This is a genomic window from Testudinibacter sp. P80/BLE/0925 (assembly GCF_053570785.1).
In genome coordinates this window covers 2578515-2594253 of the sequence record NZ_CM131636.1, presented here as the reverse complement: position 1 = coordinate 2594253, position 15739 = coordinate 2578515, and the positions used below count along the sequence as shown (strand labels likewise).

The following is a 15739-nucleotide window of genomic DNA, read 5'->3' as shown; positions in this document are numbered from 1 at the left end:
TTTTTGTTGCACTATATATTAGTGATTGAACCTAATCCGCCACCTTCACCCCATAAAATGCGGTATAACCAAACGGGCTTTGTTGGAAGTTTTGTACGCGCGGGCTGGTCGGGACATAATTGACCGAGTGCGCGAGCGGGATCAACGGGGCTTGTTCTTTGGCGATGACTAAGGCTTGTTGATATAACGCCGCGCGTTGAGCGTCGTCGGAAGTGGCAACCGCTTGTTGGATCAGGTTTTCAAATTCCGGGTTGCACCAACCGGCGTAGTTTGTGCCGCCGACATTTTCGCAGCCTAACAGCGGGGCTAAAAAGTTGTCGGGATCACCGTTGCGGCTGGTCCAGCCGTAAGTGCCGGTGTAAAATTCGCCTTCACGGGTGCGTTTGTTGAAATCCGCCCATTCGTGAGTCACCAATTTGGCTTTCACCCCGATTTTTGCCCAGTCTTCCTGCAAAATTTCCGCGGTGCGGCGTGGGTTCGGGTTGGACGGGCGCACTACCGGCTGCACCCAAATTTCAGTTTCAAAACCGGCGCCGTAGCCTGCCTCAACCAACAACTGCTTGGCTTTTTCCAAATCAAACGGGTAATCCTCGATTGCGTCATTGTAGCCCAATACGCTCGGTGGGAACGGATTTTTCGCCGCCACGCCGCTGCCGCCTTGATAGACCACGTTGATAATCGCCTGTTTATCGGTGGCATAATTCAACGCTTGGCGCACTTTGACATTATCTAACGGGGCTTTGCGGTGATTGATACCGATATAGGCTAAATTCAGCCCTTCTTTGGCGAACAACCGCACTTTCGGGTTAGTTTTCATCTCGTCAATGTCGGCGATATTCGGGAAGTCGATCACATCGCATGCGCCGGTTTGCAGCTTGGCATAGCGTGCGGTCGCGTCAGGGGTGATACTGAAAATCAGGCGATCCACATCGGCTTTACCGCGCCAATAATCGGCATTGGCGCTATAACGAATCGCCTGATCCAATTGATAAGCCTGAAACACAAACGGACCCGTGCCGATCGGGGTTTTATCAATCGTTTCCGGTTTGCCTGCCGCCAGCATGTTATCGGCATATTCTTTTGAATAAATCGACAAGAAATCCATTGCCACGATTTTCAAAAACGGCGAATAGGCTTTGTTCAGGTTAATTTTCACCGTGTAATCATCGACTTTTTCCACCGATTTCAGCAGTTTTGGCAACGCCATCCAGTTGAAATAGAAGTAAGTGCCATTAGACACGTTATGAAACGGGTGAGCTTTGTCCGCTTGGCGCAAATAGGAAAACAGCACGTCATCGGCGTTAAACTCACGGCTCGGGCTAAATTCTTTATTGGCATGGAATTTCACCCCTTTGCGCAGGTAAAAGGTGTAACTCAAGCCGTCCTCACTGATTTCCCAACGTTCCGCCAAGCCCGGCTCAATCTCGGTTGAACCGGGTTTGAATGCTAATAAGCTGTCGTAAACCTGCTGCGAACTGGCGTTGAAATCATTGGCGTCATTAATAATCGCCGGGCTGAACTGTGCCGGCGAATTGCTAATACAGTTAATCAATGTATGCGGTGCAGCTTCGGCAGCGGCGGAGAAAGATAACGCAAGTGCGGTTAAAGAGAAAAGTGCGGTTGGTTTCATTGAGACTCCTTGTTAAATAAACGAATAATTAACATACAATAAAACCGGCAAAGGGAAAATAATCAATTGGATTTTGTTAGAACGAAAAGGCATAAGGAGTTACTTGAAAATATAATGAATAGGTTATATTATCAGTAAGGAAATGGTTTGGAGGGAAAATGTGGCAAGTTATCACAACTGAGTTTTTTGATGAATGGTATTTAGCACAAGAGACAGAACTGAGAAGAACCGTGTTGGCTTCAATGGCGTTGCTAGAAATGTATGGTCCTCAGCTTGGTCGTCCTTATGCCGATACAGTTAAAGGCTCTGTTTTCAATAATATGAAAGAATTAAGAGTGCAATATAAAGGCAATCCAATAAGGGCATTTTTTGCATTTGATCCGGCTCAGCAAGCAATAGTGTTGTGTGCAGGTGACAAAACAGGGTTAAATGAGCAGAAGTTCTATAAAAACATGCTTAAAGTTGCAGATAGTGAATTTCAAAAGCATTTAGATAATTTAAAGAGGAAATAATATGTCAACATTTCAAGAACTCTTGGCAAAAGAAAGTCCTGAAGTTCAAGCATGGGTTAAAGCCAAAGTCGAAGAAGAAAGCCGTAAAATCACGCTGAATATGTTACGTGATAAACTCAATATGTCACAAAAAGAATTGGCAGACATAATGGGTGTGTCGCAGCCGGCAATCGTCAGAATGGAACAGCCGGATAATGATCCGCGCTTATCTACTTTAAAACGGTATATCAATGGGTTAGGCGGAAAGTTGAGTTTAGATGTAACCATGCCTGACGGGACTCGGATTGGATTTGATTTGTAACATCAAGTGCGGTTCAGATTAGATTCTGACCGCACTTTTGGTGATCAATTAATTTTTCAATGCCTGCACCGGCGCCGGAATGCGGCCGCCGCGGTTGATGAAAATTTCGCAATTGCCTTGTTTGATTGGCATAATCGGTGCATAGCCGAGTAAGCCGCCGAATTCCACGCTGTCGCCGACATCTTTATTTGGCACGGGGATAATCCGCACCGCAGTGGTTTTGCTGTTGATCATGCCGATTGCCGCTTCATCGGCGATAATGCCTGAAATGGTGGCGGCAGTGGTGTAGCCCGGTACGGCGATCATATCCAAACCGACGGAGCAAACGGCGGTCATTGCTTCCAATTTATCGAGGGTGAGCACCCCTTGTTCAGCCGCTTTAATCATGCCTTCATCTTCGGAAACCGGAATAAAGGCGCCGCTTAAACCGCCGACCGCACTTGACGCCATCATGCCGCCTTTTTTCACCGCGTCGTTTAGCAACGCCAGTGCGGCAGTGGTGCCGTGCGTGCCGCAGATACTCAAGCCCATTTGCTCCAAAATCCGTGCCACGCTGTCGCCGACGGCAGGGGTCGGCGCAAGGGAGAGATCCAAAATGCCGAACGGAATGCCTAAGCGTTTGCTGGCTTCCTGCCCGATTAATTCGCCGACGCGGGTGATTTTAAATGCGGTTTTCTTTACCACCTCTGCCACTTCGGTTAAGGTTTGCGCATTGGCGTTTTCCAATGCGGCTTTGACCACGCCCGGACCGGAAACGCCGACATTGATAATCGTATCACCTTCGCCTGAACCGTGAAATGCACCCGCCATAAACGGGTTGTCTTCCACGGCATTGCAGAAAATCACCAGTTTGGCACAGCCAAAACCTTCCGGTGTGGTTTCGGCGGTCTGTTTTACGATTTCGCCGACCAGTTTCACCGCGTCCATATTGATTCCGGCTTTGGTCGAGCCGATATTGACCGAACTACAGACAATATCGGTGGTTTTCATCGCTTCCGGAATCGAGCGGATTAATACTTCGTCCGACGGGCTCATGCCTTTTTGTACCAACGCGGAAAAACCGCCGATAAACGAGACCCCAATCGCTTTGGCGGCGCGATCCAAGGTTTGGGCAATCGAGACATAACTGTCCGCTTTGGTTGCCGCGGCGATTTGCGCAATCGGCGTCACCGAAATGCGCTGATTCACAATCGGTACGCCATATTTTGCCGACAGCTCTTTGGCGGTTTGCACCAAATCTTTGCCGACATGGGTGATTTTGTTGAAAATATTTTGGTTTAAGGTTGCCAAATCGGGGCTGATACAATCATGCAGATCAATGCCGATGGTGATGGTGCGCACATCAAAGTGTTGATCCGACACCATTTTCAGCGTTTCTAAAATTTCATAAGACTGAATACTGTTGCTCATTTTCAATCCTTTAAATCCGGTGCATGGCATTAAAAATATCGGTATTTTGCAAGCGCAATTCCAAGCCCAATTTTTTGCCTTCTTCAACAAAAAATGCGGACAAGGTTTGATAATCTTTGGCGCACGCGCTGGTATCCACCAACACAATCATGGTAAAAAATTCATTCATTAATTGTTGGCTGATATTGACGATATTAATCTGTTGTTCGGCTAACAATTTCGCCACATCATACACAATCCCGATCCGATCTTTACCGATCACGGTTAATACTGAGTTGTTCATGTTTATTATTTATTTCCCGTTAGTCAAAGGAAAGATTATATGTTGATTTTATGGTTGATTTATCAACATATTTTTCATCTGTAGTAATAATTTTTATTTCTTCACTTTTAGAAAAGTGTAGTTTTTTTAATTTATTTATTAAATGATCATAATCATCTGTATCAGCTAAAATAAAATCATTTATTCCCATATAACTGTTATTCTCATTTCGTCGGGCAAAAACTTCATTGTGTGATAATGTAACAACATAGCATTTAGCTTCCCTATGTACATATTTTGTCGCCATAGCTTCTAAATCTGCTTGTTTCCAGCGTTCTCGCAGTGTGGTTTTGGCACTAATAGTAATTGGTGTTTTTCGATTATATAAGACTATGTCAAGAATTACATTAGGGACAAATGCTAATTTTGCTTGTACGTAAATCGGTGAAATATTTTCACGTAGTAAGGATAGAACAAGTAGCTCTTCAAAAATAGTACCATTAATACTAGGATTATTGGGATAGTTGTCTTTATAAAAAGTCCAGTAATTTTTTATAAAATCACTTGGCTTCCAATTTTCATTAATCGGCAGCTTTTCTATGATCTCTTTTATAATGGTTATATGAATTAAATCTTTATTTTTTGGCATTTAATATCTCCTTTATTTTTGATATGAGTCGAAAAGCAGTTGCTTGGATCGCTGGTACAGCAACAGAATTTCCAAATTGTTTATATGCGGAAGCATCGGAAACAGGGATTATAAATTGTTCGGGAAATCCTTGTAATCTAGCCCATTCACGAGGAGTCATTTTTCTGATCCCTTCACGATTTACTTCTCCTTTTATGTTGGTTGTAGGGGTAAAATCGGTAATTCGATGATCAATAACTAAATTGCGCTCTCTCCCCATCCCTCCAACAACAATGGCATTTGAAATGCCGTTATCAGGTATAATTTCATAGCCAAAACCATTACCCTTACTTTCATGTCTTAGTTTATGAGCCTTTAAAGTGTTTATATATTGAGTTGATAAATAATATTTTGTCGGGACAGTATTTTTTTCTCGAATATCTCTAAATGTCGTTTTAATATCTAGTGGTTTTGGATAAGAAAACTCACTGACCTGTGTATCAGAATGAAATCCTACAATAAAAATACGTTCTCGATTTTGAGGTACTCCAAAATCTTTCGCATTAATTATTTCTGGTTTAGGGACAAAATATCCTAAATCATCTCGTAGTGTATTCAATATAGTTTTTAGTGTTCTTCCTCGATCATGACTGATTAGACCCTTAACATTTTCAAGGAAAAATGCTTTAGGTTGGTGTCTTTTAATTATCTCTGCAACATCAAAAAATAATGTACCTCTGGTATCTTCAAATCCTCCTCTTTTTCCTGCAATTGAAAAAGCTTGGCATGGAAATCCTGCACACAACACATCAAATTTTGGGGGAATATATTGTTTGGTTTCTTCAAGAGTAATATCACCGAATGGTACTTCGCCAAAATTAGCAGCATAGGTTTTTTGTGCTTTTTCGTCCCATTCACTGGAAAAAACGCACACTCCTCCTAAGTTTTGCATTGCGATTCTAAAACCTCCAATACCTGCAAACAGATCGATAAAAGTAAAATCGGGATTGATTGAAGGGGGGATGTTTGCCGTATGTTGAAATAGTGAATATTGAGCAGCTTTATCTTCTACAGGGAGTTGCTCACTTTCTATTTTCATGTATTTTTTTTTCATAAATTACTTTCTCTATCATTTTTGTATACAAAATTAGGTGTTTTTGTATATCTTTTCCCCAGAAACGTAGAACCGTCCAACCAGATTCTTTTAACTTTTTATTGACTTCGTTGTCTCTTGCCATGTTTCGTTCTATTTTTGTAATCCAAAATTCTTTATTACTTTTGATATCGTATTTGTGTATATTCCAATCTTTTCCGTGCCAGAATTCACCATCGACAAAAATTGCTATTTTATGTTTAAAAAATGTTAAATCAGGTTTTCCGAAAACACGTTTATCATTTTTTCGATAGCGCAATCCCATTTTCCATAATGTCTTAGCTAGCAGTAGTTCCGGTTTTGTACCTGAGCTTTTATTAGCCTTCATATTTTTACTTATTTGATCAGAGGTTAGCTTAGTCATCGAGTAATGTTCTTATAAATAAGTAGCTTATAAAAACGCTGCTCATTCGCAGCGTTTGATGTTTTGTTACACATTAAACCGGAAGTGCATGACATCGCCGTCTTTAACGATATAGTCTTTGCCTTCCAAACGCCATTTACCGGCTTCTTTTGCGCCGTTTTCACCTTTGAATTGAATGAAATCGTCGTAGGCGATCACTTCGGCGCGGATAAAGCCTTTTTCAAAATCGGTGTGGATCACGGCGGCGGCTTTCGGGGCGGTTGCGCCGACGGCAACCGTCCAGGCGCGCACTTCTTTCACCCCGGCGGTGAAGTAGGTTTGCAGATTGAGTAACGCATAACCGGCGCGGATCACGCGGTTTAAACCCGGTTCTTCAATGCCGAGATCTTGCAAAAATTCCACTTTTTCTTCGTCGTCTAACTCGGCAATTTCCGACTCGATCGCGGCACAGACCGGCACAACCACAGCGCCTTCGTTTGCGGCAATTTCACGTACGCGATCTAAATAAGGATTGTTTTCAAAGCCGTCTTCGTTAACGTTGGCGATGTACATTGTCGGTTTCAGGGTTAAGAAATTGTAGCCTTTAATCGCGTGTAACTCATCTTTGTCCAAACCAACCGAGCGGATCATACCGGCATTTTCTAACACTGGCAGGATTTTCTCCATAATCGATAATTCGAATTTCGCCTCTTTGTCGCCGCCTTTGGCACGTTTGGTCAGGCGTTGAATGGCTTTTTCGCAGCTGTCCAAATCGGCTAACGCCAGTTCGGTGTTGATGGTGTCGATGTCTTCCGCCGGATTGATCTGACCGGCAACGTGCACAATATCGTCGTTCTCAAAACAGCGTACCACGTGTCCGATCGCGTCGGTTTCGCGGATATTGGCTAAGAATTTGTTGCCCAACCCTTCGCCTTTGCTCGCTCCGGCAACCAGACCGGCGATATCGACAAATTCCATGGTGGTCGGCAGCACCCGTTGCGGCTTGACGATTTCCGCCAGCGCCTCTAAACGCGGATCCGGCATCGGCACAACGCCGGTGTTCGGCTCGATGGTGCAAAACGGATAGTTCGCCGCTTCAATGCCTGCTTTTGTCAATGCGTTAAATAGGGTCGACTTGCCCACATTCGGTAAACCGACGATACCGCACTTAAATCCCATAATATTTTCCTTTTTCAGATTAAATTTTAAAACTATTCAAACGATTGGTCGCTTTGGTCATGCCGTCTTTCAGCATAATCTCAATGCATAATGCCGCTTCATCCACCGCTTGTTCGATTAAATTCAGTTCATTTTGCGGCGGTTTGCCCAACACATAAGCCGAGACCCGATTTTTATCGCCGGGGTGTCCGATACCGATTCGCAGACGGTGGAAATTTTTATTATTGCCGAGACTGGCGATAATGTCTTTCAAACCGTTGTGTCCGCCGTGTCCGCCGCCGAGTTTCAATTTTGCCGCCCCGGGCGGCAGATCCAATTCGTCATGCGCCACCAAAATCTCTTCCGGCTGAATGCGGTAAAAATTCGCCAGTGCGCCGACCGCTTTGCCGCTGAGGTTCATAAACGTGCTCGGCACAAGCAACCGCACTTCTTGACCGGCAATCAACGCACGCGCAGTATGTCCGAAGAATTTGCTGTCGGCGGTTAAGTTGAGGTTATGTTGACGGCACAAACGCGCCATCAGCCATTCGCCGGCATTATGGCGCGTTTGTGCGTACTGACTGCCGGGATTGGCTAACCCGACGATTAATTTAATTTGCGACACGGTATTTTTCATCGTTTGAGCTAAAAATAGAGGCGTATTTTACGCTAAAACCGCACTTGCTACAATCGACAACTTGTTGCTACAACCCTCTCATTTCACTATCCAACAAACGTGCCAACAATGCCGTGCCGTTTAGCACACGGAATTCCCCGTATTGGGCTTGCCCAAAATGCGCGGCTTGTCCTTCGGCAAAGAAGAATTGCTGTCCGGGCATTTTCAGGTTCCATAATGTGCGGTAGTCACGGATACGCAGTTTGATGGCAATATCCGCCAGGCAATCGTGGTAATCCGTTGGCAATGTTGCAGCCAAACGGCAAAGCGTACTTGTGCCGTCAGGGTTTTGTTTTAACAGTGCGTACAGTTGTGTCGGGCGTTGATCAAGCCATTGTTTGAAGCGGGCGTAGGCTTCTTGGTCAACCTCGTTGATAGTATAGCTTTCGCCGCTGTCTTGCGATTGAATGGTGCGCAGTTGATCGACGTTAAACTCGATTCGCTTATCCTCTTGCTGTTTCTCGATTTCAGACCGCACTTGATTCAGCAAATTGTAGTTCAGTTCCATATAATCGCCCTGCATAATCGAACGCGGATCGATCGGCGCCAAGGCGAGGATCACCGTTTTGCCGTTGTTCAGCACATTTTCGTATTTTTGAATGCTGAAGTTGCCGACAGCCAGTGTCAGCAACAGCGTGAGTGCGGCGAGCGACGGCGTAAACCAACCGATCTTGCCTTGATAATGCGGGGCAGCCGTTTGTACCGCACTTGTACGCCGGCATTGGCGCTGTAAATACAGCGCGGCTAACAGGAACAAGAGCGCGTTGGCTAACAGTAAAAAGGATTTATACAGTAACGGCAAACCCAGCCAGTAATAGTATTTTGCCAAAAAGCCGATAATCGCGAGCAGGGCGCAACCGAACAGCAGTCGATTGTGATTCGGGTAAGCCATCAGCAGTAAAGCGAAGCCGAGCAAAATCCCGGGGGAGGCGATAAAAGCTAGTCCGAAAACCGCCAGCAGCAGGGCGATGGTCACCGCACTTTGTATTTTCAAGTGTTGCTGGCGGCTGATCCAGAGATGGATCAGCACCGGGGACAGGCAAATCAGCAGCAGGATCAACGTCGTCCAACGCCAGCCTTCCGCCGTGAACAGGGAATTGGTGATAATATGGAAAAATTCACGAATATGATTGTGAGCGGAGAGCGGATTTGCCTCTACGCTATTCAAAGAGATATAAATATCCGGCTTTGCGATAAAACCGATATAAACCAGCCAAAATGCCCATGCCGCACTTTGAATATGGGCGTGATAACGCCACGGGCGCAGGCTCAAACAGAACAGAATCAAGCTGCCGAGCGCCAACCAATAACCGGCATAATAATCAAACACTAAATACCAAAAATCATATTGCGGCTCTTGAGTTGGATCGAGCCCATACAGGTAATGGTTTTGAAAACCGAAAGTATATAATAAGATAAACAGCAGCAGGATAAGGCTGCCGGTTTTGACCCAATTAGTCGCAATAAACAGGTAACACAGCAGGCTGATGACAATAATGCCGAGCAAATCCCAATTTCGTGCCGAAAACGCCTCGTCCGGTCGGAAGCTGAAGAGATCATTAAACAGATAATGGAAAACATAAAGCCCCAAGCCAACCATAATCAAGAGACCACTGGCATATTCATTGGCTTTTTTGGCATAGAGTGCCGCGCCGATGGCGAGGAACGCCAGAGATGTCATCAGAAACAGATGGTCCGGTTCAAAAATGTCCGCTACAAACAGAAGGATGATCAGCAACAATGTGGCAAGGATTGCCAGTGAGGTAAACAGGATTTGCACCGGCCAAGGCGTGCCTTGCCCCTGCTGCTGATATTGTTTTTTCAAATGGATACCGAGGAAAGCCGCAGCGCCGAGAGTGATGATTGTCGCCAGTAAAACCCCGCCGATATTCCAGCCATTCACATTTAACAAAAAAATATCTATGCTGAATAACAGACAAGCCCAATAACCGCTTTGGTTAAACAGATCGTGGCGCTGCCGTTTGTAATAATAAAGCATGACGGCAGAGAGCAACCACACCAAGGGGGCGCTATTTAGCGTGCTGGCGCAGAGCAGGAGCAGATACCCGATCAGCACAGTATTGCTGACTTTGGAGCTGATGTGCCAATCTTGATCGTGTAAAGTTTTATTGAAAATTTCGCTTAAGATCACAAAACAGAGGTTGAGTAGGATCATCAGATATAACGAATACGTCTGCAACCAAAACAGCTCAAGATAGAGTGCCAGCCCCAGGTTACCGGTCGCGAGCAGTAATAACACCGCGGCGGTATTCGGCAGTGCCAGGAATAATGGGATTTGCAACAGTGACCATAGTGCGAATAATTGCCAAGGATCGGCGCCGGTTTGGTAAATCTGCCCGATTAACGCCAGTAATGCGCCAATCAGCACGGCAGCGATAAAGAAAAAACTGCTGCTGACAAATTTCAACCGCACTTGCCCGAGTTTACGGTATTCGCGGTAATAACACACCATTCCCGCCGCCATACTGACGAAGAATAAACCTTGTGTGGCATACAGTTTGCTGAATTTATCAAAATAATCCCAATTGGCGGCGATCCAAGTGACCACGCCGCTGCTGAGAAAACCCACGCCCGTTAGAGAGGCAAGCAGTAAGAGATATTTCTGCCAAGATTCGGCGAATAATGCGGAGCTTATCTTCATTTTTTCTTCCTCATCGCAGAAAGTTTACTTGATAGTAAAGGCTTTCTTGCTGAAAAACAACGCTTATCAAGCGTATCCGATGTGATACCGTGTCAATAGTGTTTGCGTGTTTTCTGTTTTAAATCAAGAAAAATGAATTTTGTTAAGAATAAACTTGATGGGAAAAAAGGGCCGTGTATATTTCAATTGAAGCGTTTTGGCGCTTCCATATTGGATTAATATCGTTTGGAGATACGTATGAAAAAAATCGTTACCACGGCCGTTTTTAGTGTACTGTTATCAGCCTGTAGCCAGCATTCGGCTACGGAACACCATCCGCATTGGGGGTATCATGGAGATACTTCTCCGGCACATTGGGGGACATTGGCACCGGAGTTTGCAACCTGCGCCACCGGTCATTTGCAATCACCGGTGAATCTGTCAAGCAAAGCCAAACGGACAAAAGCCGATTTGCAATATCATTATTCCGCCGTGAATTATGTCATGGAAAATAACGGGCATACGCTACAGTTGACGCCGCAGAGCAAAATCGGCAATTTAACGCTGAACGGCAAGCTTTATACCTTGCAACAATTCCATGTTCATACGCCGAGCGAGCACACATTGGATAACAAAGCCTTTCCGATGGAGCTGCATTTCGTACATACCAGCGAAGACGGGGAAATCAGCGTGGTTGCCGTGATGTTTGAACAGGGTAAGGAAAATCCGCACTTGGTACAAATTTTGGCGCAGACCGTAAAAGCCGGTGACAATGTGGCATTGAGCGAAGCCATAAATGTTCGCAACCTCTTTCCGAAAGATCTGGCACATCTACGCTTGAAAGGCTCATTAACCACTCCGCCGTGTACCGAAGGCGTCAACTGGATTGTGATGGAAAAACCGTTGCAAGCGAGTGCGGCACAACTGCGTGCTATGGAAAAAATGATTGGCATGCAAAATAATCGCCCGTTGCAAGCGTTAGGCGACAGAATCGTGCTTGGTGAAAAATAACCGATTTGAAACGGAAAATCATGCCGGTCAGGAACGACTGGCATTTTTGTTTCGGAAAGCATAGCATAGTATAAAAAATCGCGGAGTAAGGATAAATCATGCTGATTGAAGTCTGTGTCGATAATATCGAATCGCTGCATACCGCACAAAAGTGCGGTGCGAGCCGAATCGAGCTGTGCGGCGCATTGGCGTTGGGCGGCATTACGCCGAACTACGGGTTAATCGAAAGTGCGGTAGCGGCGGCGCAGATTCCGTTATATTTGATGATACGCCCGCGCGCAGGGGATTTTCTGTTCAGTGCCGAGGAGGTCAAGATCATGCAGGCGGATATTCGCTTGGCGCAACAGTGCGGGTTGCAAGGCGTAGTGATCGGCGCATTAACCGATAAGGCCGAGATTGATATAGCCACTTGCCGCCGTTTGCTCGACGCTGCTGACGGTTTGGGCGTGACCTTTCACCGAGCCTTTGATTTATGCCGTGATCCGCAAACCGCACTTGAGCAGATTATCGAGTTGGGCTGCGAGCGGCTTTTAACCTCAGGACAGCAACAAAGTGCGGTACAGGGCGCAGCGCTGATCCGCCAACTGGTGCGACAAGCCGATGATCGCATTAGTATTATGCCGGGGGCTGGCGTGAATGCAAGCAATGCGTGGCAAATCCTGCAAATTACCGGTGCACAAGAGCTACACCTTTCCGCCGGCGGTTATCGCCACAGCGCCATGTTGGCCAACGAATCGCCAAGTATGGGCAAAGACAGCCGACAAGATCAACAAATCAACATCACCGATGGCAAAAAATTACGGGCAGTGCTGGCTGAGATTAGGGATGAATCCGCTTTGCCGTACAGCGGGCGGAATTAAGGAACACAATCGGACGCGCATTTTCAGCTTTAGGGAAAAATCTCAATTTAAGCATTAGTTTGTCATAATGAATAACAACGTTATTGATCGCTAAGCAGAGGAGATTTACTCCTCTGCTTAGCGATACCATTTTAGAATTGTTGAATGGTATTCAATGCTTCTTCTGCGCCACGGCGATTGCCGCCATATGGAATAACAAGGGTAAAACTGGTTTTCTGCTCGGTTAAATATTGCAACTCTAAAAAAGCAGTTTCAGTAATATGGCTGGTGGAGGTTGATTTACTGCCGAAGTTATAACCAAATGATGAGCCAAATACGGCGACACTGCCTTTATGCTTCGTCGTGGTGTGAACGGTTGATTCACGTTCCACTTTTGCGGAAATTAACTTTTCTTTATCAAAGATAAGCGGTTCATAATCAGTCTGTTGGTTATTGATAAACAGTAATTTGTTGATGGTATCAATGGCAAAAAGGCTAGGAGGCACTTTTGATTGCTGCGATAAGGTGGTGGAAATGCCGGATTCTCTAAGTTGTTCATTCATTAATTTTAGACAACGAATATATTGTAGATTGGCGTAGGTTAAATTGATAATACCGAATACCAATTTAATTAAGAACAAGGCGATAAAAATAGAGATGATTAAGGTAATAATGCCATTGGTCAAATCTTTGATAAAATTCTCGACCACAATTAAACCAAAGAAAGCAATAATAACCCAAAATAGGATACGATAAACCCAATTAACTTGGTTGAGTATTTTTAGGATTTGTTGTGATTTATTTTGTTGCATAATGATCCCTTAAAGAAGAAAATAAACGGTTTTGTTATCCTACTTTAAGGGGGGGGGGGGGGGGGATGTCAAGCGCAACGATGCTTTTATTATTAGGATCTGTTGATGTTTGTTAATCTTAAAAAAGTGATTTTTGAACCGATTAAATTAGCGATAGTTATTCTTTAGATTGGTAGTGTCTCCAGTTTGATCTTGCCCCCTGCTTGGCGTATATTACGCAGATTATTATCATTATTGTGTTCTTTTGTGTTAGGAAAATCATGCCCTCCGTCAATCAAACGACATTGGTAGGCTATAGTGCCGAGCAAATGTATCAATTAGTCAATCACTATGAAAAATACCCCGAATTTTTGCCCGGCTGTGTTGCCGGCAAAACGCTGACGACTGCCGATAACGAATTGACGGCGGAGTTGGTGATTAGCAAAGCGGGGATCCGCCAACAATTCACCACGCGCAACACCATGCAGCCGAATAAACGGATCCAAATGCAACTGGTCGAAGGTCCGTTTCGTTTTTTGCAAGGTTATTGGCAGTTTGACGAAATTGATGAACATTGCTGCCGAATTCGGCTGAAATTAGACTTTGAATTTTCCAGCGCCTTAATCAGCGCGGTGTTCGGCAAAATTTTCGAACAGTTAACCGTGAAAATGATCGACGCATTCAAACAACGTGCCAAAGAGGTGTATGATGTCGGATAAAATCAGTATTCAAATTGCTTATGCGCTGCCGCACAGCTATTTTCTGCAAAGTTACCAAGTGGAAAGCGGCACGATTATCCAAAATGCGATTTTGCAATCGGGAATTTTGCAACAATATAAAGAGATTGATTTGCGCACCAATACCGTCGGCATTTTCAGCCGTTTGGCAAAGTTGAGCGATGTGTTGCAAGACGGCGATCGGATTGAGATTTACCGCCCGCTGCTGGCTGATCCGAAAGAGATTCGTCGCAAACGGGCAGAGCAGCAAAAACAAGAGGCAGCAGCACAAAAAGCACAAGAAAAACAGCAACGCGCCGAAGCCAAAGAACAAGCCAAAAAAGTGCGGTCAAGTGCCGAATCCACTTCTACTTCCGAATAAATAAAAGGATAATCCGATGTCAAAAATTGCCTATTGTCTCCCGAATGAAATCAGTGCCGAGCAGTTTCTTACGGAATACTGGCAGAAAAAACCTTTGTTAATCAAAAACGGCTTGCCGCAAATTGTCGGCTTGCTCGAACCGCAGGATATTATCGACTTGGCACAGCAAGAGGACGTGACCGCGCGGTTGGTGAAAACCGACATCAACGCCGACGGTGAGGAATGTTGGACGTTGAAAACCAGCCCGCTTGCCAAGCAAGATTTCAAAAATTTGCCGGAACAATGGTCGGTGCTGGTGCAGAATTTGGAACAATGGTCGCCGGAATTGGGCGAATTATGGCAAGCGTTCGGTTTTATTCCGCAATGGCAACGGGACGATATTATGGTGTCGTATGCGCCGCAAGGCGGCTCGGTCGGCAAGCATTATGATGAATACGATGTGTTTTTGGTGCAGGCTTACGGACATCGCCGTTGGCAGTTGGGCAAGTGGTGTGATCCGAATACCGAATTCAAACCGAATCAACCGATCCGCATTTTTGACGACATGGGCGACTTGCTGTTAGATGAAGTCATGCAGCCGGGCGATGTCTTGTATGTGCCGTCGCGCTTGTCGCACTACGGCGTGGCGCAGGACGAGTGTTTAACCGTTTCGTTTGGTTTGCGTTATCCGAATTTAGGCGATTTGATCGACAATATCAACGACGCAATCTGCCACCCGACACCGCACTTTAACCCGTCCGAATTGAATATTCCGTTGCGTTTATCGCCGAATGCGCAACCGTTGGCACAACTCGATCCGACAATGGTGCAAACCATGAAACGGCAGTTGTTGGATTATCTCGCTCAATCGCCACAATTCGATCATCTGTTTCAACACGCGGTGGCAAGTGCGGTCAGCAGCCGTCGTTATGAGTTGTTGCAATCGGACGACGAATTTTATCCGGAAGAATTGAGCGGGATGTTGCAAAACGGCGCAACGCTTCAGCAGGACAGTAACAGTAAGATTCTCTACACTGAACAACCGTTTGCGTTGTATGTCAATGGCGAATGGGTAGACGAGTTAAGCGAATTGGAAAGTGCGGTATTAACCGATCTCGCCAACGGTGCGGTGCTGGATTGGCAAGCGTTGCAAGGCTATGTCGCCGGTTTAGACGATGAAATGGCAGAGGAAGTGCTGTTGGATTCGCTGTGCAGTTGGTTGGAAAATGGCTGGTTGGTGTTAAACCCATAGTCAAAAAAACGGAGATACCGAATTGGATCTCCGTTTCACTTTTACTTAACGCGTT

At 45.4% G+C, this 15739-nt stretch carries 17 protein-coding genes; 7 read left to right on the top strand and 10 right to left on the bottom strand.

The genetic code is table 11. The annotated features are described in order from the left end of the window. Positions 1-31: 31 nt before the first annotated feature. Entirely contained in the window at positions 32-1630 is a 1599-nt protein-coding gene (locus tag ACWA5Z_RS12540) for an ABC transporter substrate-binding protein (protein ID WP_431052879.1), read from the bottom strand. A gap of 158 nt (positions 1631-1788) precedes the next feature. Here ACWA5Z_RS12540 and ACWA5Z_RS12535 point away from each other — a divergent pair, with 158 nt between their 5' ends. Then, on the top strand, positions 1789-2142 hold the full coding sequence (locus ACWA5Z_RS12535) for a type II toxin-antitoxin system RelE/ParE family toxin (RefSeq protein ID WP_431052877.1): 354 nt from the start codon (positions 1789-1791) through the stop codon (positions 2140-2142). A gap of 1 nt (position 2143) precedes the next feature. Continuing rightward, on the top strand, positions 2144-2443 hold the full coding sequence (locus ACWA5Z_RS12530) for a helix-turn-helix domain-containing protein (protein WP_431052875.1): 300 nt from the start codon (positions 2144-2146) through the stop codon (positions 2441-2443). A gap of 48 nt (positions 2444-2491) precedes the next feature. Here the strand turns inward: ACWA5Z_RS12530 and ACWA5Z_RS12525 are convergent, their stop codons facing one another. The 8 genes from ACWA5Z_RS12525 to ACWA5Z_RS12490 all read right to left on the bottom strand — a co-directional run bounded on the left by ACWA5Z_RS12525 (position 2492) and on the right by ACWA5Z_RS12490 (position 10735). Next, entirely contained in the window at positions 2492-3853 is a 1362-nt protein-coding gene (locus tag ACWA5Z_RS12525) for a PFL family protein (protein WP_431052873.1), read from the bottom strand. Positions 3854-3863: 10 nt separating this feature from the next. Further along, the gene (locus tag ACWA5Z_RS12520) at positions 3864-4136 is read right to left on the bottom strand and encodes an ACT domain-containing protein (protein WP_431052871.1); all 273 of its coding nucleotides are present in this window, start codon (positions 4134-4136) and stop codon (positions 3864-3866) included. Between the two features lie 19 nt (positions 4137-4155). Beyond that, on the bottom strand, positions 4156-4764 hold the full coding sequence (locus tag ACWA5Z_RS12515) for a hypothetical protein (RefSeq protein WP_431052869.1): 609 nt from the start codon (positions 4762-4764) through the stop codon (positions 4156-4158). After that, on the bottom strand, positions 4751-5857 hold the full coding sequence (locus ACWA5Z_RS12510; RefSeq protein ID WP_431052867.1) for a DNA cytosine methyltransferase: 1107 nt from the start codon (positions 5855-5857) through the stop codon (positions 4751-4753). Before ACWA5Z_RS12510 ends, ACWA5Z_RS12515 begins: the two co-directional genes overlap by 14 nt. After that, entirely contained in the window at positions 5826-6260 is a 435-nt protein-coding gene (locus tag ACWA5Z_RS12505) for a very short patch repair endonuclease (RefSeq protein ID WP_431052864.1), read from the bottom strand. Before ACWA5Z_RS12505 ends, ACWA5Z_RS12510 begins: the two co-directional genes overlap by 32 nt. Before the next feature lie 66 nt (positions 6261-6326). Then, positions 6327-7418 carry a redox-regulated ATPase YchF gene (gene ychF / locus ACWA5Z_RS12500; RefSeq protein WP_431052862.1) on the bottom strand — a complete coding sequence of 364 codons (1092 nt, stop codon included), beginning with the start codon at positions 7416-7418 and terminating at the stop codon, positions 6327-6329. 19 nt (positions 7419-7437) lie between these two features. Beyond that, positions 7438-8022 (bottom strand): aminoacyl-tRNA hydrolase, encoded by a 585-nt coding sequence (pth, locus tag ACWA5Z_RS12495; RefSeq protein ID WP_431054357.1) that lies wholly within the window; start codon positions 8020-8022, stop codon positions 7438-7440. Positions 8023-8101: 79 nt separating this feature from the next. Next, positions 8102-10735: a GDYXXLXY domain-containing protein gene (locus ACWA5Z_RS12490; RefSeq protein WP_431052860.1), complete on the bottom strand. Its 2634-nt coding sequence runs from the start codon at positions 10733-10735 to the stop codon at positions 8102-8104. Positions 10736-10972: 237 nt separating this feature from the next. Between ACWA5Z_RS12490 and ACWA5Z_RS12485 the strand changes: the two genes are divergently transcribed. Together ACWA5Z_RS12485 and ACWA5Z_RS12480 are read left to right on the top strand one after the other, a co-directional pair. Continuing rightward, on the top strand, positions 10973-11725 hold the full coding sequence (locus ACWA5Z_RS12485; protein WP_431052859.1) for a carbonic anhydrase: 753 nt from the start codon (positions 10973-10975) through the stop codon (positions 11723-11725). Between the two features lie 98 nt (positions 11726-11823). Then, the gene (locus ACWA5Z_RS12480) at positions 11824-12585 is read left to right on the top strand and encodes a copper homeostasis protein CutC (protein WP_431052857.1); all 762 of its coding nucleotides are present in this window, start codon (positions 11824-11826) and stop codon (positions 12583-12585) included. A gap of 131 nt (positions 12586-12716) precedes the next feature. Here ACWA5Z_RS12480 and ACWA5Z_RS12475 read toward each other — a convergent pair whose 3' ends face one another. After that, entirely contained in the window at positions 12717-13376 is a 660-nt protein-coding gene (locus ACWA5Z_RS12475; RefSeq protein WP_431052855.1) for a hypothetical protein, read from the bottom strand. Positions 13377-13636: 260 nt separating this feature from the next. On the opposite strand from ACWA5Z_RS12475, the gene ACWA5Z_RS12470 reads away from it, so the two are divergent. The 3 genes from ACWA5Z_RS12470 to ACWA5Z_RS12460 are packed head-to-tail and all read left to right on the top strand — an operon-like array spanning position 13637 to position 15684. Next, positions 13637-14074 (top strand): type II toxin-antitoxin system RatA family toxin, encoded by a 438-nt coding sequence (locus ACWA5Z_RS12470; protein ID WP_431052853.1) that lies wholly within the window; start codon positions 13637-13639, stop codon positions 14072-14074. Continuing rightward, positions 14064-14453 carry an RnfH family protein gene (locus ACWA5Z_RS12465; protein ID WP_431054356.1) on the top strand — a complete coding sequence of 130 codons (390 nt, stop codon included), beginning with the start codon at positions 14064-14066 and terminating at the stop codon, positions 14451-14453. Before ACWA5Z_RS12470 ends, ACWA5Z_RS12465 begins: the two co-directional genes overlap by 11 nt. Before the next feature lie 16 nt (positions 14454-14469). Continuing rightward, the gene (locus ACWA5Z_RS12460) at positions 14470-15684 is read left to right on the top strand and encodes a ribosomal protein uL16 3-hydroxylase (RefSeq protein ID WP_431052851.1); all 1215 of its coding nucleotides are present in this window, start codon (positions 14470-14472) and stop codon (positions 15682-15684) included. The last annotated feature ends 55 nt before the right edge of the window (positions 15685-15739 follow it).